This window comes from Alkalicoccobacillus porphyridii (assembly GCF_007293315.1).
GTDB classification, from domain to species: domain Bacteria; phylum Bacillota; class Bacilli; order Bacillales; family Bacillaceae_D; genus Alkalicoccobacillus; species Alkalicoccobacillus porphyridii.
Genome location: NZ_VLXZ01000002.1, coordinates 278,042 through 296,605, shown reverse-complemented (window position 1 = coordinate 296,605; position 18,564 = coordinate 278,042). Strand labels below are relative to the sequence as shown.

Sequence of the window (18,564 nt, the reverse complement as noted above, 5' to 3'; positions counted from 1 at the left end):
GTCGATAGGAGGGAGCCGCATGTAATGAGAGAGCGCAGCATGTCGATAGAGGGCGGCCGCATGTAATGAAGAGTGCTCCGCACATCAATAAAAAGGAGCCCTCCCTTACCAAGAACCTGCCTATTTGCTACTCACCTTACCTGAGTGACGTGCTCTCTCGTATTTGCCTCTATATATCTTTGATAAAGCTCACGATACTGGTTACTACTCGTCATCAATTCTTCGTGTGTGCCTTGCGCAAGGATAGAGCCCTTTCCCATTAAGATGATCTTGTCGCAATAGAGTGCAGTGGACAGGCGGTGGGTGATCATAATCATTGTTTGATTCTGGTTCTTCTGCATAAGCTGATGTAAAATGGTTTCCTCAGTCTGAATGTCCAAGGCAGAGGTGGCCTCATCAAATACAACGACGGACTGATCTCCAATAAAAGCACGGGCTAGTGTGATCCTTTGGCGCTGACCACCTGAAAGCTGATTGCCTCGTTCTCCTACTTGAAACTGATACTCTTCGCTCAGGTTACGGATAAATGGGGCTGCGCTGACCTTTTGCGCCGCTGTTTTAATCTCTTCGTCGGAAGCATCTAACTTTCCATATTTAATATTTTCATAAATGGACTCATCAAATAGAAAGGCATCTTGTGGGACATAGGATGTGTAAGGATTAAGAGCCTCTAGCTTTTCTTTTTCACCACCCTCAGGCTGGATAAAAACGCCCCCCTTGGTTGGTTGATACATGCCCAGTAACAGTTTCATTAACGTACTCTTGCCTGAACCACTTTCTCCAATAATCGCCACTCGCTGGCTAGGTTGAATGTCTAAATGAATATCCTGTAAAACGTTTTCCCCGCGCTCATATGAAAAAGACACGTGTTCAAATGAAATAAACACAGGCTTCTGTTCGACGTCTATTTTTTCTAGATATGGAGTTTTGGGTAACTGTAGAAAATGATGGATACGGGTAACAGCAGATAAGGAGCGTTGCAACTCAGCCCACAGCTGGCCCATGTTTGAAAATGGTGAAATGAGCGATTGGGATAAAACAACAAACGCTAACAAATCACCGATTGTAATCTGTCCATTTGCGACAAAAAAGGAACCAATCGCAAAAATTAAGATCTGCGCTCCGTAGCCGATACCGATTGCAATCGCTTGCAATAATCCACTTAGTTTCCCTTCCTTTAGTTGGGTGCGAATCAAATCCTCGTTGATCTCTACATATTTATTGGTCAGGGTTTGGTCTAAACGAAAGATTTTGATCAGAGTATGGCCTTCAAAGGTCTCTTGCAGCTGCTTAGACATCCTAGCTACATTCTCCTGAATCACTTCTCCATTATTTCGAATGAATCCTCCGAATAGTTTGCTAGCGAGTAAAATCATAGGACCGAGTGATAAAGTAATAAAAGCTAAAGGAATATTAATAAACGAAAGATAGATTAGAGCAACCGTTCCTGAAATAGGCAGGATAATGAATTGAGCAATGTTATGCCCTAGGACACCATCCAACTGACCCGTATCTTGATGAATTTGAGATTGTAATTGACCACTATGAGTAGAGCTAATATAGCTCGTTGGTAGCTGTAATAGGTGCTTAAACAATTCCGTGCGCACATCTTTTTTAATCAAACTTGTGGTTTTAGCTATGTAGAAGGAATTAATATAGTTAGTTACCATAATAATGACAATAAGAACAATACCTATGCATAAGTAGAAGGTTAAACTGTTTTGCTGTGTCTCAAAGATACTATTTGTCATGTTTTGAAAGAACCAAGCAGAGCCTGTCTGAATAAAAATACTTACTACGATAAAAATAAATAGAATACTATAGGAACGCGGGTATTTCTTTAGATACGGCAGCATAAATAGCAAAAGCTCTTTTGTTTTCAAATCATGCCTCCTTCTCTCTATACAGAAATCTTACAGTATATGGATTTGGATGGGAAGAGTTATTTAGTCTTTTCTGCTAAAATGTCGCGGTGTCATCCCAATATATTTCCGGAACTGCTTGGTGAAGTGATTGTAATTCTGAAACCCAACGTTATCTGCCGCTTCGGTTGCATTTAGGTTGGTATGGGTAAGAAGTAAAGCAGCCTGCTTCACACGCATTCTATTAAGAGCCTCGATGATAGAGTCTCCCGTTTGCTCTTTAAATAGATGGGAGAGCCTAGACCCTGAGAGTCCTACCTTTGAAGCTAGCTCTTCAATTCGGAAGGTATGGTTCATGTTTTCTGCCAGGAGATGAAGGGTTTCTTCTACTCGGGGGTCTAAGCCACTGTTTTGTTGTCTTGCAAACAGAATGAAAATTTCCCTTAGTGCACCTAAACATAGCTCATGCCAGTTGTGGCCTTGCTCGCGAAAGTCAAAGAGAATGCGACGGAAAGCTTGTTGGATACGCTCTCGACTAGCGTGTTGCTCTACATGCTGATAATTTAATCCGGCAGTTGGGAGAAGGTTTGAGTCCATAAGTCCATTGCCAAAGTGAGCCCAAACGAAGTTCCACTTCATGCCTTCTGGTGTCCCGTACTGATGAGGTGTGTTTGCTTTTACGATTGCGACATCTCCGCTCGTCACTCGCTGTTCCTTATCTCCAACTCTAAAATATCCCTCGCCATCTATTGTGTACGTAATCAGCCAATCATCCATTCCATTTGGTCGTTTAATTGAATAGGTGTCATCCTCGTGAAAATGCCCAGCAATGATTAATTCATGAAGATGTGTATCCATTCATCATGCCCCTCCCACATAGTTGTTTCTAAAAGTATAGCAGAATCGTATGACTATTTAGCAAAATTAATCCTTCAATTAATCGATGACTCAACTGTATACTGGGGCTATCTTAACAATGATTAAGGGAGGAATGACGAATGGTGAACCATCATCATGTTCTAACTGAAGAGCAGAAAAGGCAGTTTGAGACAGAGGGGTACTTAATTCTTCAGGGATTGTTTATGGAGAATGAGTTAGTGGAGATTGATCACACGTTTGAGGACATTAGCAATCAAACCATTCCTGGTTTTTTTGAGCCTGATTTAAATCCAGAAATAAACGATCCCCTCAAACGTTATCCAAGGGTCATGCATCCGCATCGTTTTAGCGAAACAGCCAAAAAATATATGCTACATCAGCGAGTGTTGAATGTACTTAACCAACTATACGGGGAAGAGGCGTTGGCGGCCCAAAGCATGTTTTATTACAAACCCCCTGGGGCACGTGGGCAGGCGCTTCACCAGGATAATTTTTATTTAAAGGTCGAGCCGGGAAATTGTATCGCAGCTTGGACGGCCATGGATCCAACCGATCAAGAAAATGGAGCACTTTTAGTTGTGCCAAAAACAAGTGAGCATGAAATTGAATGCCCGGAATTATCAGATGCCAAAGAGTCATTTACCACGCATTACGTCAAGCCACCACACGGCAAAAAAGCAGTGCCGATAGAGATGGATCGGGGAGACGTACTCTTTTTTAATGGGAACCTTATTCATGGATCGTACCGGAATAAAACCAAGGACCGCTTCCGACGCTCGTTCATCTGTCATTACGCAAACAGCTCAGCCACTCATATCTCCTCGCACTACCACCCACTGTTCCGCGCTGACGGTACGACTGTGGAGAAAGAAGCTAATCCAGACGGAGGGCCTTGTGGTGTTGAGTATGATGTGCCTTATGTGCATTAATTAATCAAAAATACGACCGAAAACACTCCTCACTCACAATTAGACTTGCTCCGTTTTCGCCTATGAAAGCGGAGGAGTCTGACTTTAGGGGCATTTTCACTGTTTAGTAAGGATGCCTAGTGAAACTTTAGCCTCCCCTATACTGTTTGAGTCTACATGTTTACATTACCCCAAACTAGTTGTGTCTGTTTTCTAAACGATGTATAGACTTCAATTTTATTTCACAACTCCTTTTTATGATAATTAATGGTTCATTCGTTTGTTAATGATGAACAACAGGAGGAGAAGAAATGAAAAAGTGGTCAAATGCTAATATATTCTCATTTTTAGTGACATTTATTTGTTTAATCCTTTTAAGTGGATGTAATTGGGTCTATAACATGGATCTTTCCTCAAGCGAAGATCTTGAAGGTGTAAACGAGTTTAATACTGAAGTTCCCTCTTTCTCATTTACGGATCATAATGGTCATAATATGGGAACGGAGCAACTAATGGGGGAATTTTGGATTGCCAAGATGTTTTTTACTAATTGTCCTACTGTCTGTCCGATTATGACTCCCAATATGCAAACGTTACAAGAATCCACACAAGCAAAAAATTTAGATGTCTCTTATGTCTCCTTTACTGTTGACCCTGAGTATGACAATGCAGAACATCTAAAGAAATATGGTGAGAATGTAGGCGCTGACCTTAGTAATTGGACCTTTGCTACAGGGTACGAACAAAAGGAACTAGCGGAATTTTCAAAGGTAGCATTCTTATCACCAGTTGAAGAAGTGGAAGGAAGTGAGGATATCATGCACAGTACCCGTTTTTTCCTAATAAACCCTGCTGGCAAGGCGATAAAAGCATATGACGGAATGATGGTTGATCAGGATGATATATTAATGGATATTGAGAATACTGTAAATGAAGGCCTCTAATACTATGTTAAGTATAGTCATACAGCGTATGCTCTCTATATCGTAAGCCCTCCACAAGGGCTTTTTCTCGTTCCATCCTTTCTTTAAGATTCTTAAGGTTTTCTTTCCGTTTTCTTTAATGGCATTTCTTATGATGGAATCACAATCATAAGTCAGGAGAGATGTGAAGATGGAGAGAAGAACAATTGTGGTTCTATTTGGCGGGGTATCAACAGAGCATGAGGTTTCGTTACAGTCGGCAGCGGCGGTTATTGATGCTATTCCGGCTACAAAGTATGACGTGATCAAAGTTGGAATTACACGAGATGGCAGCTGGTATAAGTTTGATGGTATTAGTCAGCAAATCAAAAATCAAAGCTGGGAGAAAAGCCCGTTCCTCCAAAGAGTTGTCATTAGCCCAGACCATCAAAAGCCCGGACTCATTCTACTAGATGGTCCAGCAACCTCCTATCTTCATGTAGATTGTTATTTTCCAGTGCTTCATGGCAAAAATGGAGAGGATGGTACGATTCAAGGGCTGTTGGATATTGCTAACGTACCATATGTTGGCTGTGGAACAGTGAGCTCTGCCCTCTGCATGGACAAGGTCTATGCGCAGCAATTTGTTAAAAGCGCGGACTTTCAAACGACAGAATTTATCTATTTTCAAAAGCGAGATTATCAGTTTCATGAGGTGCAAGCGTGGGCCGAGCATGAGGTAGGGTATCCAATCTTTGTGAAGCCAGCCAATGCAGGGTCCTCCTACGGCATTACAAAAGCGACAAACGGAGAGGAGTTAGAGGCAGCGATAAACCATGCTTTTACTCACGACCATAAAGTATTGTGTGAGGGGGCTGTGGTTGGGATGGAGGTTGGCTGTGCGGTATATGGCAATGACTTTCCCGAGGTAGGTCTGGTAGGGGAAATAGAACCAAGCAAGGAGTTCCTTGATTACGATGATAAGTACCTCTTGGGAGAGATTAAGCAGTATGTACCCGCACGAAAAAATAATGATCTTCTTAAGCGGGTTCAACAGTTAGGCATTCAAATCTATCAGTTACTAGGGTGTAAAGGCTTAGCCAGAGTGGACTTTTTTATAAAGGATAATGGGGAAATCGTTTTTAATGAAATCAACACGATGCCAGGATTTACTCCATCAAGCAGATTCCCTCGTATGATGGAAGCATCAGGAATGACATATTCAGAGCTAGTGGACGAATTGATTGAGCTGGCATTGCGTGGAGGTGTGCCAGTATGACTCAGCACAGGGCGTGGACAGAGGTGAACCTAGATCATCTACTTCACAATGTGCAGGTGATCCACTCACTCATTCCTTCTAAAACAAAAATTATGGCGGTTGTGAAAGCTGATGCATATGGTCATGGAATAGAGCAAGTGACACAGAGCTTGTACCAAGCAGGGGTCACATCCTTTGCGGTTGCCACATTAGAAGAGGCTATAGAGGTCAGGGGGCTGCTTGCATCTGTTGAGATATTAATCTTAGGCAAAACATCCGTTCAGGAGGTACATCAGCTAGCCAAACACCGGCTCATTCAAACGGTTTTTTCGGTTGAGTACACACAAGCGTTAGCCTTGGTTGCTAAAGCATCTGGTGTGGAGGCGCAAGTTCATATTAAAGTGGATACAGGAATGAACCGCCTCGGTTTTGCGCACCATCAAATTAATGAGATAAAAGAGGTATTTACGTATAAGCAGCTGCGTGTTCGTGGCATCTATAGTCATTTGTCTGTAGCAGACAGTCTCCTCCCAGAGGATGTTTCATTTACCGAGCTCCAATTAAATCGATTTAATCAATGTTTAGACAAACTAAAGGGGTATCCGTATGGCCACACGCATGTACAAAACAGTGGTGGTATAATCAATCATCCTCACTTGCCATATGACTATGTTCGACCAGGGATCATGCTCTTTGGCATTCCATCTGGAGAGGTACGAGAGGTGGGCTTAAAGCCAGTTATTGAGCTAAAAGCGACCATTGCTATGGTAAAAATGATCAAAGCACATGAGTGCATTGGGTATGGAAGATCAAGCAGCTTTCCTTCGCCAAAAAGAATTGCAACCGTAACGATTGGTTACGCGGATGGGTATCCAAGAAATCTGTCTGGTCAATCCGCTCCAGTTCTTGTAAACGGGCAAGTGGCTACGCAGGTTGGGAACATTTGTATGGATCAACTAATGATTGACGTAACGAATATAGATGGTGTAATAGAAGGAGATCAAGTAATATTAATTGGTACAAGTCAAAAGCATACGATTAACATGGGTACAATAGCAAAGAAATCAGCTACCATCACCAATGAACTAGCCTGCCGTCTTTCAGCTAGAGCCCCACGAGTCTATAGATCAAGCAGCAAAAAGGAAGTGAAAACGTTTGTCCAAGCACATTCTCATTGTGGATGATGATCACGAAATTGCTCACCTCGTTAGTATCTCTCTGAATAATGAAGGATTCACAACAACAAAGGCTGTGAATGGAATCGAAGCGTTAGAACGAATGAGTAAGCATTCGTTTGACCTCATTGTTTTAGATGTGATGATGCCTGAAATGAATGGATTGGAATTCTGCCAAAAGGTTAGACAAACCCATGATATTCCTATCCTCATGATGAGTGCCAAGTCAGAGGACATGGACAAAATCACTGGCATCATGACGGGAGCAGATGATTATGTCATTAAACCCTTTAACATTCTCGAGCTAGTGGTGCGCGTAAAAGCGCTACTTCGAAGAGCCTATTATTACCGCGGCGCACCCAAGGAAGAAGGCATGCTTGAACTCGGCCATCTTAAAATTGATAAAAAACGCTATAAAGCGACAGTAGATGAAGCTGAAATCAAACTGACCTCCAAGGAATTCGAAATCCTTTACCTGCTTGCAAGCAATACGGGGCAAGTCTTTGATTCAGAAACGATCTTCCGCCAAGTGTGGCAGGAAAAATATTATGACTCGAACAACACGGTGATGGTTCATATCAGTAACCTCCGAGATAAGCTAGAGAAAGTGCTAGGTTATAAGGTGATTCAGACGGTATGGGGCGTGGGGTATAAGATTGAGTGAAATAATATATTTAAAAAAGCAGCCAATGGCTGCCTTTTTTATGGTCATTTTTTTAACACGCGAAGTAGGAAGGCCTCGAGACCTTGGCGAATCTCATCGTCATTCATATTTTCCTGGGCAGTAAGGTAATTAAGCAGATCTATACGAGTTGCTCCCAACAGGGCATGAGCAGTGAATATCACCTCAGATTCAGGCACAAGCTCACTGAGGAGTATTTTTAATTTCTCCTCGATGTAGGAATACTGTTTTGAGACAAAAGGACTGCTAGTAGAGGATGAAGCAATTGCCTCCACTGCTTGAGTGAGAGACCTATTTGTGAGTTTCAGGACAACAATGGTCTGGAGTATGGCCACTATCCTCTCGATGGGTGGAGTGTCTGGTCCAAGAGGAAATGGCCCATATTCTATGTTCTGAACTGCTCGGTCTACTTGAAGGTCGAACACGGCACGGAGTAACGATGCTCGGTCTCCAAAGCGTCGAAACACAGTACCTTTGCCGACTCCGGCCGCCTCAGCCACTGCATTCATTGTAAGTGTAGCAGGGTCATTCGTTTCGGCAAAGAGCGCCAAAGCGGCATCTAATATAGCTTGGCGATTACGAGCGGCATCCGCACGTTCATTATTTTGGTTCATGAAATACACCTCTTGACAAACGGACTGATGGTCCGTATATTAATAATTATTCGGACCGTTAGTCCGCTTATAATTATAACCTATATCAATCTATCTGTGAAATGGAGGTTCTTTTAATGGATAATTTTCTAAAAAGCAATGAAATGGTTAACTATCCCTCTGCAATTGAGGTATTTGAACAGGCATTGGCTGGGTTTCGGGCAAATGATCCGTTACCGTGGATTACGTTGCTGGATGACGATGCACTCTTAGAATTGCCGTTTAATCCACCTGGTCAACCTAAGCGTCTAAGTGGTAAGAAGGCTATTCTTTCATACTTTGAGTCTTTGCCTGCTAGCATCGATTTCGAAAGCTTTTCAGAGGTCTTCATCCACTCTTTGGATGACAGGGATTGGGTGGTTGCCGAACTTACAGCTAAAGGCACCATTCAAGCGTCAGGCAAAACGTATGACAACCGCTACGTAATCGTCATGAATACAAGTGAAGGGCAAATCCGCCTTCAACGAGACTACTTTAATCCGCTAACTGCAATAGATTCATAGGAATAAGAGGCTTAATAAGTATGAGTATATAATTGTAAATAAGGAGGAAGAGCTATGACCCCATCTGTTCTCATTACAGGTGCAACAGGCAACACCGGAAAAGAACTAACGGCCAAGCTAGTGGAGAGTGGAGTGAAAGTTCGGGCTGGCAGTCGTAATTTTCAAAAACAGACTATAAATAACAATATGACTGTCCCTATCAAATTCGATTGGTTTGACCCATCAACCCATGATGCTGCTCTAAAAGGAGTAGAGTGTATGTACCTTGTGCCACCACCTGGAGTTATTGACCCTGTGCCAATAATGAAACCCTTTCTGCACAAAGCAAAACGAACGGGAGTACGCAGAGTCATTCTACTAAGTGCCACAGTCATCCAACGCGGTGACCGCGGTTTAGGTCAGATACATGAAGAATTAACGAATCTTTTCCCAGAGTGGACTGTACTGCGTCCAAGTTGGTTTATGCAGAATTTCACTGGTGATCATCCGCATGCTACCAACATTCGGGAAAACAATCTTATCTGCACGGCTACAGAAAATGGTCGTATAGGATTTATCGATGCCTATGACATTGCAAACGTAGCGTTTCATGCACTGATCACAGAGAAACCCTTAAATCGCGATCTCATTTTAACAGGTCCTGAAGCACTTAGTTACAATGATATAGCTGAAGTAATTAGCACAGTGCGAGAGCCTGCTGTCCAACACCAACAAGTAAGCTTAGACCAGCTTCAACAGCTACACACAACTTCAGGCTTACCTGAAGAATTTGCCAATATGCTTGCACACGCTGACCAATTGATTGCGAATGGGTTCGAGGATCGAGTAACGAATGAAGTCGAAGCTATTACAGGGACACCACCCGTTTCATTTGCTCATTTTGCGTCAAAACATTGGTCGAAAATTAAAATATAAGAGACTGCAACAAAATTATAAATATATAATACGGACTGGTTAAAGTATAGATGAACATAAAGTAAAGACGAATGATCCAAGCTTGGATTATTCGTCTTTACTTTCTTCATCTTTACTTACGAGGGATTCTCCTGTTGTGGCAATGTTCGTGTTATAAGTTGGATATAATGCTTTGTCTCAGTCCCTTTTTTCGCATGTTAAACTAAGCTAGCGTAAAATCTATTATTGTAAAACCGCTTTCAATCCTTTAGACTTATATATACTAAATCGATTTATTAAATCTAACGGGTCTTGTATTCGTTTTCTTTTTTACTCTTTACTAAATCGGTTTAGTAGCTAGAGAAGAGGTGTGTGAATGAAAAAAATAACGATGGCAAATGTTGCGGAACACGCAGGTGTATCTAAAAGTACAGTTTCTCAATATCTAAATGAACGATTTCATTATATGAGTGAAGACACAAAGATACGAATTGAACTCGCGATTAAGGAACTTGGCTATAGTCCAAATAGTATTGCTAGAAGCTTACGTCAGAAGAGGACCAGTACCATTGGAGTGATTGTTTCAAATATCCTTCATGATTTTTCTACTCAAGTTGTCCGAGCCATTGAAGATATATGCAACGAGAATAGCTTCCACGTGATTATATGTAACGCGGATGACGATCCAGACAAGGAAAAGCGGTATATTGAAATGCTACAGGCAAAGCAGGTGGACGGTTTAATCGTTTTTCCAACAAGTGATAATACTGAGCTTTTTCAAGAACTCATCGCAGCTCATTATCCACTTGTGTTTGTTGATCGAGTCATTGAAGGTGTAGCAGTAGATGTTATTTTGACTGATAATGAGTCAGCCCTTCGGCTAGCTGTTGATTCGTTAGTTGAAAGGGGTTACAAGGAAATAAGTCTCATCACAGCCCCACTTATTGAGCATATTACCCCGCGTGGTGAGAGGAAGGACGGTTTCTATAAGGCGATGAATGAACAACAGATAACTATTAGAGAAGACTTGGTCCATAGTGTTCAGCTTGAAGAAGTGCAATCCGTTTTGAGCCAGATGCTAGCAGATGAAGTACCTCCGACAGCTCTGATTGCCGGTAATGATCGAATTCTTCAAGAGATCCTGAAACAGGTTCAAGCGAGGGGGATTTCTATTCCTAATGAACTGGCAGTGCTAGGCATTGATGATGTTCGTTTTGCGGAGTTCTTTAATCCGCCTCTCACAACAGTTGCTCAGCCAACGTATGAAATAGGCAAAAAGGCTGCGGAGATTTTACTTCATAAGATCAAAGAGGCACATACAAATCTAGATCATCAGATTTACCGATTACATCCTGAATTAAAGCTTAGAGCTTCTATTTGAAAAGTGAAGGGAGAGTACATCATGAACAAAACGATGATGATAGCCTTAGTAGGCGTGTTAGCTATAGTCTCTGGATGCGCTACAACAGAGGAGACAGTGGGAGACCCCGGTGATCCTAAGAAATTGATTCTTGCCACACAGCTTGATGAGAATAGCCCGTATGCAGTTGGATTCAATACGTTCAAAGAACAAATTGAACTTGAAACAGAAGGAGCGATTACAGCTGAGATTCACACGAATGGGTCACTTGGTGGAAACGAAGATACCTTGCTGCAAAGCATTGCAACAGGTGGAGTAGACATGACCGTGGTATCACCTGGTTTTATGACACAGGTCTTACGAGAGGTCGATTTATTTTCCATGCCGTATTTATTTTCAAGCTATGATCACTGGTTACGAGTCGTAGATGGAGATGTAGGAAATGAAATGAGTGCGATGGTAGAAGAGGATACCAATTTACAGGTACTTGGTTACTGGTCTGCAGGTGTTCGTCAATATTATGGCTTACAACCAGTAAATGAAGTGGATGATCTGAGAAATGTAAGCATCCGTACACAGGATTCCCCAGGCATTCAGGATAGTTGGTCTGCGTTAGGAGCCATCCCAACAAGTGTCGCTTGGGATGAGATGTACCAGGCACTACAAAATAGAGTCGTAGATGCCTCGGAGAATGATTTCACGAATATCTACCAATCTAGTCATCATGAAGTCACCCCTTATCTGTCTCTCACAGACCATGACTTTACCACACGCTTCTTTTTAACATCTGATGTCGTGATGGAGAGATTTAATGAAGAAGAACAGTTAGCCATCCAACGAGCAGCAGAGGTGGCAACAGAAGCAGCACGAGAAGCAGATCTCGAGCTTGCTGAAACCTCAATTGAACGATTAGAGGAAGAGGGCGCGATTGTAAATGAGGTAGACATTGAACCATTTATTGAACAAACCGAGCCTGTAAGAGAGCGAATGGCAGATGAACTCGAGGCAAGAGAAATCTTCGAAGCTATACGCAGTTTAGCTGATTAAGGAGGAATGAAAATGAAAGCCATTTCAATAAAAATTGAGTATGTGTTTATGCGCGTCGCAGCCTTGTTTTTTCTAGCATTTGTGGTCTGTATATTTCTACAGCTCTTATCAAGATATGTGCCGGCAGTGACACTGCTTTGGCCAGCTGAAATTGCAACCTATGCCTTTATTTGGACGATGTTCTTAGGTGCTGCGGTGATGGTTCATCATCAAGAGCACTTTAAAATTGATTATTTATTTGAAAAGCTGACGCATGGTCGGCTTCTAGCTGTAAAAATGATCAGCCATCTCTTAATTGGTGGCTTTGGTTTAATGATGACCATTTTTGGATTTCAGCTGGTGCACCTGTTCTGGGAATGGACGGTGAACACACTGCCTCAGCTACAGCAAGGATACCTTTGGCTTGCACTGCCAGTTTCAGGACTAGCGATGGTGTGGTTCTCCATTAGTAATGCTGTAGATGATTTGCAGGAGTACCAGCTTGAAAGAGGGGGGCGTACAGAATGACAGGTGTGATACTCGTCGCATTATTTATCCTATTGTTATTTCTAGGTGTGCCTATTGCGTTTACCTTAGGAATTGTGGCCTTTGTTGGGATCTGGATGCTCGATTCCTTGCCACTAATGGTTGTTATGCAGAGCATGTTTTCTGGACTTGAATCCTTTATCCTTCTTGCTGTTCCGTTATTTATTCTCGCAGCGAATATCATGAATCAAGGAAAGATATCAGAGCGGTTAATTACATTAGCTGTATCGATTGTTGGCCATATTCGTGGTGGTTTAGCGCAGGCTAACATCGTGGTTTCGATGTTTTTTGGAGGGATTTCAGGTTCGGCTCAAGCGGATACAGCTGGAGTTGGTAAGATTCTTATTCCAAGTATGTTAAGGGAAGGATATAGCAAAAGTACGGCTGTAGGCACAACGGCAGCTTCATCAACAATGGGTATGCTCATTCCACCCAGTATTCCAATGGTTGTCTACGGAAGTGTAACGAGCGTATCTGTTGGACAGATGTTTATGGGTGGTGTCATTCCTGGTTTATTAATGGGTGTGGCGATGATGGCGCTGGTTGGCTTTATTGCTAAACGACAAAATTACCCTCGCCATGATCGCGTTTCGATGAAGGATATTGGAAGACAGTTTTGGCGTTGTGTACCGCCACTTTTAACACCTGTGATTATTCTTGGTGGAATTGTAGGAGGCTTTGTTACACCAACTGAGGCAGCGATTCTCGCCTGCGTGTATGCCCTCTTCCTAGCAATGATTGTGTACAAAACGATCACATTTAAAGACATTCCAAATATCTTATTTGATACGATACGATTAAGTTCTTTAACATTATTTGCGCTTGCAACAGCGACAGCCCTTGGTCACTTATTTAGTTATTATCGTGTGCCAAATTTGATTGCAGGGTTCTTTGAGGACAACTTCTCAAGTATCGGTGTCTTTTTACTGGCAGTCATTTTACTCTTCTTGTTTGTTGGCATGTTCCTTGATGCCATTCCAGCGATGATTCTTTTTGTACCGATTGTCCTACCAGCTTCTCAAGCATTAGGGGTCGATCCGGTTCACTTTGGTATCGTGATTGTCATGTGTTTGGCGGTTGGTATGATTACACCGCCTTATGGTTTATGTATGCTGCTTGCAAGTTCAATTGCAAAGCTCTCAGTCAGCCGTTCAATTGTTGCGTTGCTTCCTTATGTGGCTGTGATCATCGTCACGATTGTCATTGTAGCCTTTGTACCGAATCTAGCGTTATGGCTACCAGGATTCTTAGAATAAGAGAGGAGTTTTCAGATGGAAAGCTATAGAGAAACAGCTCTTGCGTGTATAGCAGAGGTGGAAACGGTGATTTCAAAAGTAGACGAGACGGATTTAGATCGCACAGCACAAGCACTGACAAAGGCACGCCGGATTTTTGTGAGTGGAGAGGGACGCTCAGGTCTGATGGGTAAAGCCATTGCGATGCGACTGATGCACGCCAATTACTCCGTCTTTGTTACGGGTGAAACGATTACGCCAAGTATTTCCGAGGGCGATCTTCTGCTACTCATTTCTGGTTCAGCATCGGGCACGGAATCCTTTATTGAAAAGGCGAATAAGGCAGGTGCACAGGTTGTGCTAGTCACAGCTAACCCTGAAATCCAGAAACAAGAAGGGCAGCATACCTTATTTATTCCGGCTGCGACAAAGTACAGGAAAGCGCACGAACCAGAAACCATTCAACCCCTTGGCAATCAATTTGATCAAAGTGTGCACCTGCTCCTTGATGCGATCATCGTGAAACTGGTCGCTGGCGAACAAGAGACGATGCGAGCACGTCACGCTAATTTAGAATAAGGGAGTGCAAACATGAAGTCTCAGAAGCAGCAAGCCGCGGAAGAAACATTAAAGCTGGTGAAGGACGGAACAAAGATTGGCATTGGATCAGGCTCAACCGTAAATGAATTCATTGTTTTGCTAGGAGAGGCAGTTAAAGATGGTTTACAGATTCAAGCTGTGACTGCCTCCCAACAGTCTAAGAGATTAGCGAAACAGCATGGAATTCCGATTATTGATTTCCCTGAACATGAGAAGCTGTCTATTGTGATAGATGGTGCAGATGAAGTGGAGCTATCTTCATTCCAAGCTTTAAAAGGTGGAGGTGGATCGTTAGTAAGAGAAAAGCTAGTAGCTGCAGCAGGAGAGACATTTGTACTCATGGTGGATGAACATAAAATCGTTCAACAGCTCGGTCATTTTACTTTACCTGTCGAAGTCATTCCATTTGGTTGGCAGAAAACAGCCGAACGGATTAAACAGCTTGGTGGAAAACCTCAAATGCGTAAAGGTGAAGAGGGATTTTTTATCAGTGACAATCACAACTATATTCTAGACTGCGACTTCGGCTTGATTAAGGATCCAAACGCACTGCACCAATCGTTAAAGCAGCTAGTTGGTGTGGTTGAGACTGGGCTCTTTATAGATATGGTGGATGGAGTGTATGTGGCCGGAGGAACAGGGGTCCGCTATATCCAAAGGTAAAGGAGATTATGATGAAATTACAGCTTGCACTTGATAGACTTTCCTGGGATCGCTGCTTTCAGCTAACAGAAGACGTACAGGAAAGCATAGATATTATCGAAATCGGAACAGGAGTTATTAAAGAGTATGGGATGGCTATTGTGCGTGAGATGCGCAAGCGATATCCACATCATATCATTTTGGCAGATATGAAAATCTGTGATGCCGGAAAACACGAGGCTGCGCAAGCTTTTGAAGCAGGAGCAGACATAGCCACAGTTATGGCGTTTGCCCCCCAAGCCACCATCATTGAAACGCTTGAAACCGCACGTTCACTTCAAAAAGAGATGATGGTTGATCTTCTGGGAGTAACAGAACCACAACTCGTGCAGGAGCTTGTCCAACTAGGAGTGACATTTGTCGGGCTACACCTAGGCAAAGATCAACAAAAACAGCAGCAAATCGGAAGCGAACTGTTTGATTTGGTTGAAGGTTTATCCGTTCGAACCGCTGTGGCAGGTGGAGTTACACTGAAGAGTCTTCCCGACATAATTGCTTATCAGCCTAATGTGATAATTGTGGGCAGTGGCCTAACCAAGGCAGAAGACCCCCATACCATGGCGAAACAATTTAAAGAGGAGATAACAAGGAACGTATAGAATGACCTAGTAGGAAGCGAGCAGTGGGTGCTCTTTTTAAATGAGACCATTGGTGATCCTGATGTCGAGTATTGGATAGAAGGCTCAAGCCAGGGTGTGTTTGATCTTAACCACAAAGCAGTAGAAGATTTGAGATAAGACACAGCCCCATCATCACTATGATCATGGGGCGTTATCTTATCTGTTTATTAGGAAGGGTCTCCATTCCACTTATTAAGGGAAGGGACGGTGATAATAAATAGAACTTCGGTTTTGATAGATTTCGTACTCTAAATCTCTGATTCAATCTTTCTTTTATTAATTTCCTTATACAATTTTTCGATGAGTTCTTTATCTGTGCCTTTCTCACAAGCATCAATATACGCTTGTTTGATGATTGAATCAGGTAAATGCTTCAGCTCCATATAAAAAACTCCTCTGTTTAGAGAGAGTACCCTCGACATATAAATGTAAACTAAAAAATGATTGGGGATTTTTGGTGAGCTAAAACATTCTTGTTAAAATATATTTTCTTCTTGATAAAACAACCACATCTCTTGATAAACCTCATGCTTATATTGGTAAACGTCTGCGTCTTGATAGCGTCCAAGAGTAAGAGTTAACATACGGATATTTTATGGACAAAGGGTTGCTCATCATTCATTTCTTCGTTTGTCGCTCCCGAAATGGGGGGGGCACTCATATCGCGGGAGTACATGAGCTAACGGGCGAGGTCCTTTCTCTCAATGAACTCCTGTAGCGGTGCACATGAGCTTAGTTCTACATGACTATTTCATCGACCTCCTATTTACCCCGCAAGTGTCTCTAATTATGTTCGCTTCTTTTTTTATTCCATTAACACCCAATATGCTATGAATATGTTAAATTATATAAAGGAGGAGGGAGTGCGTCGCGAGTTATTCGACTGTTATGTTTCTATAGTATCTTGTTAATAGGAGCATTAATATTATGTTCATTCATATTCGGAATGGCAGACATAAGAAGCAATTACATGCAATATGCTATTCTTGCTTGCGGCGTTCTGTCCGCGATCCATGTTGTTTTACCAACGGATCAGAAGGCTAAGGGTACAAGTTAGAAAAGAAGGATTAGTTCTAATTATGAAGTCTCCACACCTAATGATAAAAAGGGAAAGGAAGCTCTCATGAAAAAAACAGAGGCTCTCACACTAGGTTTTTTTATCAGTGCATTTATATTTATCATCCTCAGGGGGATTGATACGCTAAGCGCAGAGCCAAGTGGTGCTTTAAATCTTTGGTACGCTGTACTCGCGAATGTATTCTTTGCAGTAGCCGTTTGTTTCGTCATTGTAAGAATGCTAGAAACGGAAAAAAAGAAAAAGTTCGTATGGGTCATATATGGGCTTTGGCTTCTACCTGTTTCCCTAGTGGCAACGGCTGTAGTAGATCTACTGACTATTTTGAGTTAAAGGAGTGAATCGAATGAAATATAAAGCAGTCCTGTTGCCAGTAGCCATGACAAAAAAGAGAACCGCATTAATTGAAGAAACACTGAACGAGCTAGCGAGTGATGGCTGGGAGCTGGTTTCCATGCAAGCGCAGCAGTCTCTTGGTGGCACAGACGGGAATTTAGCTGTTTTTAAAAGGAATCATGGTGACACTGACTAATGTGTAAGGTGCTAGTCGTCATTTATTCATACCATGTAGGTCTACATCTATCAAAATAATCATGATCGTCTAAATATGTATACACTTTATTCAACATCTCTTCCATATTGTTTGGAGTAAACTTTAGCGTCCAGACTACGGTTGAGAACACACACATGGCTAAATAAAGGGAATATAACCTCCAGAAGCTCTCGTCAGGCTCACCTCCAGCAAAATATCCTTGGATTTGTCCTTTAGAAAATGGGATGCTTAGTTGGCGACTGAATATGCCAATCTTAATAAATTCATGATATGGATCGCCCCAATCATATCTGTTAAAGTCTATAACGCCTGCGAATTCTTTATTTCTCAAAATGATGTTTCCGAGATGATAGTCATCATGCTGAAATAGGTTAGGTCGCTCCTGCATAAGATGAATGTTCTCATTAATAAAGTTGATGATTTTTAAGTCATTTTTAATCTTGATCCCACATGCTGCGTAAGCGTCTATGTATTTATTATGCTTCTCTAGTTTTCTCAAAGACCAGGGTGCAATACTAGCGGGTGCTGAAACTTGATGCATCTTCTTTAATTCTTTTCCGGCCTCAAAACCAATGTCAAACTGTTCCTGCTCAGTGCACGTTAAGATCTTCTCTTCAGCATCCTCACCCTCCAAGTATGACGTGACCATATATCCTTGGTTTTCTATTTCACCAATCGAGATGGGCCTGGTGCAGCGAATCGAAAGGGCATTCATCTTTTCTAATATAAGAAATTCAGACCTTTTGTGAGCCACTTCATCCATATGGAAAAGTCGTAATAAAAACGTAGACCGATCAGGCATTTTCACTAAAAATTTCTTATCTGTTGAAAAGCCCTTTTTCACTTCGACCACTTCCGTACATTGACTAAGTATAGGAATGTTTTTAACCAAAGATTTCTTCACATCCGCACGCTCCTTTATAAATATCATCTTACCCTTATAGTAACTCAACTGTTTACGCTATGAGTATAACCTCTTCCAAAATCGCCTTCCAATTGCCACAAAATTAGACAATTCCCCGAAACCCTCACCACTCGCGAACTTGCCGCATACATTACACGGTACACCCCACTCTACATTAACAAACCCCGATTGACGACACCATCTTGATCGGGTATGATTATCTGGAT

The 18,564-nt window shown here is 42.2% G+C and carries 21 protein-coding genes; 16 read left to right on the top strand and 5 right to left on the bottom strand.

What is annotated here, in order from left to right:
• Positions 1-131: 131 nt before the first annotated feature.
• The gene (locus FN960_RS04770; RefSeq protein ID WP_143847431.1) at positions 132-1,883 is read right to left on the bottom strand and encodes an ABC transporter ATP-binding protein; all 1,752 of its coding nucleotides are present in this window, start codon (positions 1,881-1,883) and stop codon (positions 132-134) included.
• Between the two features lie 63 nt (positions 1,884-1,946).
• Positions 1,947-2,720, bottom strand: a complete 774-nt coding sequence (locus tag FN960_RS04765) for a helix-turn-helix domain-containing protein (RefSeq protein WP_143847429.1) — start codon at positions 2,718-2,720, stop codon at positions 1,947-1,949.
• A gap of 140 nt (positions 2,721-2,860) precedes the next feature.
• Between FN960_RS04765 and FN960_RS04760 the strand changes: the two genes are divergently transcribed.
• The 5 genes from FN960_RS04760 to FN960_RS04740 all read left to right on the top strand — a co-directional run bounded on the left by FN960_RS04760 (position 2,861) and on the right by FN960_RS04740 (position 7,648).
• A complete protein-coding gene (locus tag FN960_RS04760; RefSeq protein WP_143847427.1) occupies positions 2,861-3,670 on the top strand; it encodes a phytanoyl-CoA dioxygenase family protein in 810 nt (269 codons plus the stop codon).
• Positions 3,671-3,960: 290 nt separating this feature from the next.
• The gene (locus FN960_RS04755; RefSeq protein ID WP_143847425.1) at positions 3,961-4,593 is read left to right on the top strand and encodes an SCO family protein; all 633 of its coding nucleotides are present in this window, start codon (positions 3,961-3,963) and stop codon (positions 4,591-4,593) included.
• 169 nt (positions 4,594-4,762) lie between these two features.
• On the top strand, positions 4,763-5,830 hold the full coding sequence (locus FN960_RS04750; protein WP_143847423.1) for a D-alanine--D-alanine ligase family protein: 1,068 nt from the start codon (positions 4,763-4,765) through the stop codon (positions 5,828-5,830).
• A complete protein-coding gene (gene alr / locus FN960_RS04745) occupies positions 5,827-6,993 on the top strand; it encodes an alanine racemase (protein WP_143847421.1) in 1,167 nt (388 codons plus the stop codon). The genes FN960_RS04750 and alr overlap by 4 nt, the downstream gene beginning before the upstream one ends.
• A complete protein-coding gene (locus FN960_RS04740) occupies positions 6,965-7,648 on the top strand; it encodes a response regulator transcription factor (RefSeq protein ID WP_143847419.1) in 684 nt (227 codons plus the stop codon). The genes alr and FN960_RS04740 overlap by 29 nt, the downstream gene beginning before the upstream one ends.
• A 44-nt stretch (positions 7,649-7,692) precedes the next feature.
• Here FN960_RS04740 and FN960_RS04735 read toward each other — a convergent pair whose 3' ends face one another.
• The gene (locus tag FN960_RS04735; protein ID WP_143847417.1) at positions 7,693-8,280 is read right to left on the bottom strand and encodes a TetR/AcrR family transcriptional regulator; all 588 of its coding nucleotides are present in this window, start codon (positions 8,278-8,280) and stop codon (positions 7,693-7,695) included.
• Positions 8,281-8,396: 116 nt separating this feature from the next.
• Here FN960_RS04735 and FN960_RS04730 point away from each other — a divergent pair, with 116 nt between their 5' ends.
• From FN960_RS04730 to hxlA, 9 genes are all read left to right on the top strand, one after another.
• Positions 8,397-8,822: a nuclear transport factor 2 family protein gene (locus tag FN960_RS04730; protein WP_185970924.1), complete on the top strand. Its 426-nt coding sequence runs from the start codon at positions 8,397-8,399 to the stop codon at positions 8,820-8,822.
• Positions 8,823-8,876: 54 nt separating this feature from the next.
• The gene (locus FN960_RS04725; protein WP_143847414.1) at positions 8,877-9,737 is read left to right on the top strand and encodes an NmrA family NAD(P)-binding protein; all 861 of its coding nucleotides are present in this window, start codon (positions 8,877-8,879) and stop codon (positions 9,735-9,737) included.
• Positions 9,738-10,092: 355 nt separating this feature from the next.
• On the top strand, positions 10,093-11,097 hold the full coding sequence (locus FN960_RS04720) for a LacI family DNA-binding transcriptional regulator (RefSeq protein ID WP_143847412.1): 1,005 nt from the start codon (positions 10,093-10,095) through the stop codon (positions 11,095-11,097).
• A gap of 21 nt (positions 11,098-11,118) precedes the next feature.
• Positions 11,119-12,123, top strand: coding sequence for a TRAP transporter substrate-binding protein (locus FN960_RS04715; RefSeq protein ID WP_143847410.1), 1,005 nt, complete (start codon positions 11,119-11,121; stop codon positions 12,121-12,123).
• A gap of 12 nt (positions 12,124-12,135) precedes the next feature.
• Positions 12,136-12,630 carry a TRAP transporter small permease gene (locus tag FN960_RS04710; protein WP_185970923.1) on the top strand — a complete coding sequence of 165 codons (495 nt, stop codon included), beginning with the start codon at positions 12,136-12,138 and terminating at the stop codon, positions 12,628-12,630.
• On the top strand, positions 12,627-13,904 hold the full coding sequence (locus tag FN960_RS04705; RefSeq protein ID WP_143847407.1) for a TRAP transporter large permease: 1,278 nt from the start codon (positions 12,627-12,629) through the stop codon (positions 13,902-13,904). Before FN960_RS04710 ends, FN960_RS04705 begins: the two co-directional genes overlap by 4 nt.
• Before the next feature lie 15 nt (positions 13,905-13,919).
• Entirely contained in the window at positions 13,920-14,462 is a 543-nt protein-coding gene (gene hxlB, locus FN960_RS04700; protein WP_143847405.1) for a 6-phospho-3-hexuloisomerase, read from the top strand.
• Positions 14,463-14,474: 12 nt separating this feature from the next.
• Positions 14,475-15,146 (top strand): ribose-5-phosphate isomerase RpiA, encoded by a 672-nt coding sequence (rpiA, locus tag FN960_RS04695; protein WP_143847403.1) that lies wholly within the window; start codon positions 14,475-14,477, stop codon positions 15,144-15,146.
• An 8-nt stretch (positions 15,147-15,154) separates the two neighbouring features.
• On the top strand, positions 15,155-15,784 hold the full coding sequence (hxlA, locus tag FN960_RS04690; RefSeq protein ID WP_306461602.1) for a 3-hexulose-6-phosphate synthase: 630 nt from the start codon (positions 15,155-15,157) through the stop codon (positions 15,782-15,784).
• A gap of 269 nt (positions 15,785-16,053) precedes the next feature.
• On the opposite strand, the gene FN960_RS23140 is transcribed toward hxlA, so the two are convergent.
• Positions 16,054-16,188: a hypothetical protein gene (locus FN960_RS23140; RefSeq protein WP_260681920.1), complete on the bottom strand. Its 135-nt coding sequence runs from the start codon at positions 16,186-16,188 to the stop codon at positions 16,054-16,056.
• A gap of 740 nt (positions 16,189-16,928) precedes the next feature.
• On the opposite strand from FN960_RS23140, the gene FN960_RS04685 reads away from it, so the two are divergent.
• Together FN960_RS04685 and FN960_RS04680 are read left to right on the top strand one after the other, a co-directional pair.
• Positions 16,929-17,213 carry a hypothetical protein gene (locus FN960_RS04685; protein ID WP_143847401.1) on the top strand — a complete coding sequence of 95 codons (285 nt, stop codon included), beginning with the start codon at positions 16,929-16,931 and terminating at the stop codon, positions 17,211-17,213.
• A 13-nt stretch (positions 17,214-17,226) separates the two neighbouring features.
• On the top strand, positions 17,227-17,412 hold the full coding sequence (locus FN960_RS04680; protein ID WP_143847399.1) for a DUF4177 domain-containing protein: 186 nt from the start codon (positions 17,227-17,229) through the stop codon (positions 17,410-17,412).
• Between the two features lie 22 nt (positions 17,413-17,434).
• Here the strand turns inward: FN960_RS04680 and FN960_RS04675 are convergent, their stop codons facing one another.
• Positions 17,435-18,337, bottom strand: a complete 903-nt coding sequence (locus FN960_RS04675; protein ID WP_260681919.1) for an aminoglycoside phosphotransferase family protein — start codon at positions 18,335-18,337, stop codon at positions 17,435-17,437.
• Positions 18,338-18,564 lie beyond the last annotated feature (227 nt).

Excerpts from the sequence above, each read along its gene's own strand:
- FN960_RS04685 (WP_143847401.1), top strand. The coding sequence starts at position 16,929 with ATGAAAAAAACAGAGGCTCTCACACTAGGTTTTTTTATCAGTGCATTT.
- rpiA (WP_143847403.1), top strand. The coding sequence starts at position 14,475 with ATGAAGTCTCAGAAGCAGCAAGCCGCGGAAGAAACATTAAAGCTGGTG.
- hxlB (WP_143847405.1), top strand. The coding sequence starts at position 13,920 with ATGGAAAGCTATAGAGAAACAGCTCTTGCGTGTATAGCAGAGGTGGAA.
- FN960_RS04710 (WP_185970923.1), top strand. The coding sequence starts at position 12,136 with ATGAAAGCCATTTCAATAAAAATTGAGTATGTGTTTATGCGCGTCGCA.
- FN960_RS04730 (WP_185970924.1), top strand. The coding sequence starts at position 8,397 with ATGGATAATTTTCTAAAAAGCAATGAAATGGTTAACTATCCCTCTGCA.
- FN960_RS04725 (WP_143847414.1), top strand. The coding sequence starts at position 8,877 with ATGACCCCATCTGTTCTCATTACAGGTGCAACAGGCAACACCGGAAAA.
- FN960_RS04715 (WP_143847410.1), top strand. The coding sequence starts at position 11,119 with ATGAACAAAACGATGATGATAGCCTTAGTAGGCGTGTTAGCTATAGTC.
- FN960_RS04720 (WP_143847412.1), top strand. The coding sequence starts at position 10,093 with ATGAAAAAAATAACGATGGCAAATGTTGCGGAACACGCAGGTGTATCT.
- FN960_RS04750 (WP_143847423.1), top strand. The coding sequence starts at position 4,763 with ATGGAGAGAAGAACAATTGTGGTTCTATTTGGCGGGGTATCAACAGAG.
- FN960_RS04760 (WP_143847427.1), top strand. The coding sequence starts at position 2,861 with ATGGTGAACCATCATCATGTTCTAACTGAAGAGCAGAAAAGGCAGTTT.
- hxlA (WP_306461602.1), top strand. The coding sequence starts at position 15,155 with ATGATGAAATTACAGCTTGCACTTGATAGACTTTCCTGGGATCGCTGC.
- FN960_RS04765 (WP_143847429.1), bottom strand. The coding sequence starts at position 2,720 with ATGGATACACATCTTCATGAATTAATCATTGCTGGGCATTTTCACGAG.
- FN960_RS23140 (WP_260681920.1), bottom strand. The coding sequence starts at position 16,188 with ATGGAGCTGAAGCATTTACCTGATTCAATCATCAAACAAGCGTATATT.
- FN960_RS04735 (WP_143847417.1), bottom strand. The coding sequence starts at position 8,280 with ATGAACCAAAATAATGAACGTGCGGATGCCGCTCGTAATCGCCAAGCT.
- FN960_RS04705 (WP_143847407.1), top strand. The coding sequence starts at position 12,627 with ATGACAGGTGTGATACTCGTCGCATTATTTATCCTATTGTTATTTCTA.
- FN960_RS04680 (WP_143847399.1), top strand. The coding sequence starts at position 17,227 with ATGAAATATAAAGCAGTCCTGTTGCCAGTAGCCATGACAAAAAAGAGA.
- alr (WP_143847421.1), top strand. The coding sequence starts at position 5,827 with ATGACTCAGCACAGGGCGTGGACAGAGGTGAACCTAGATCATCTACTT.
- FN960_RS04755 (WP_143847425.1), top strand. The coding sequence starts at position 3,961 with ATGAAAAAGTGGTCAAATGCTAATATATTCTCATTTTTAGTGACATTT.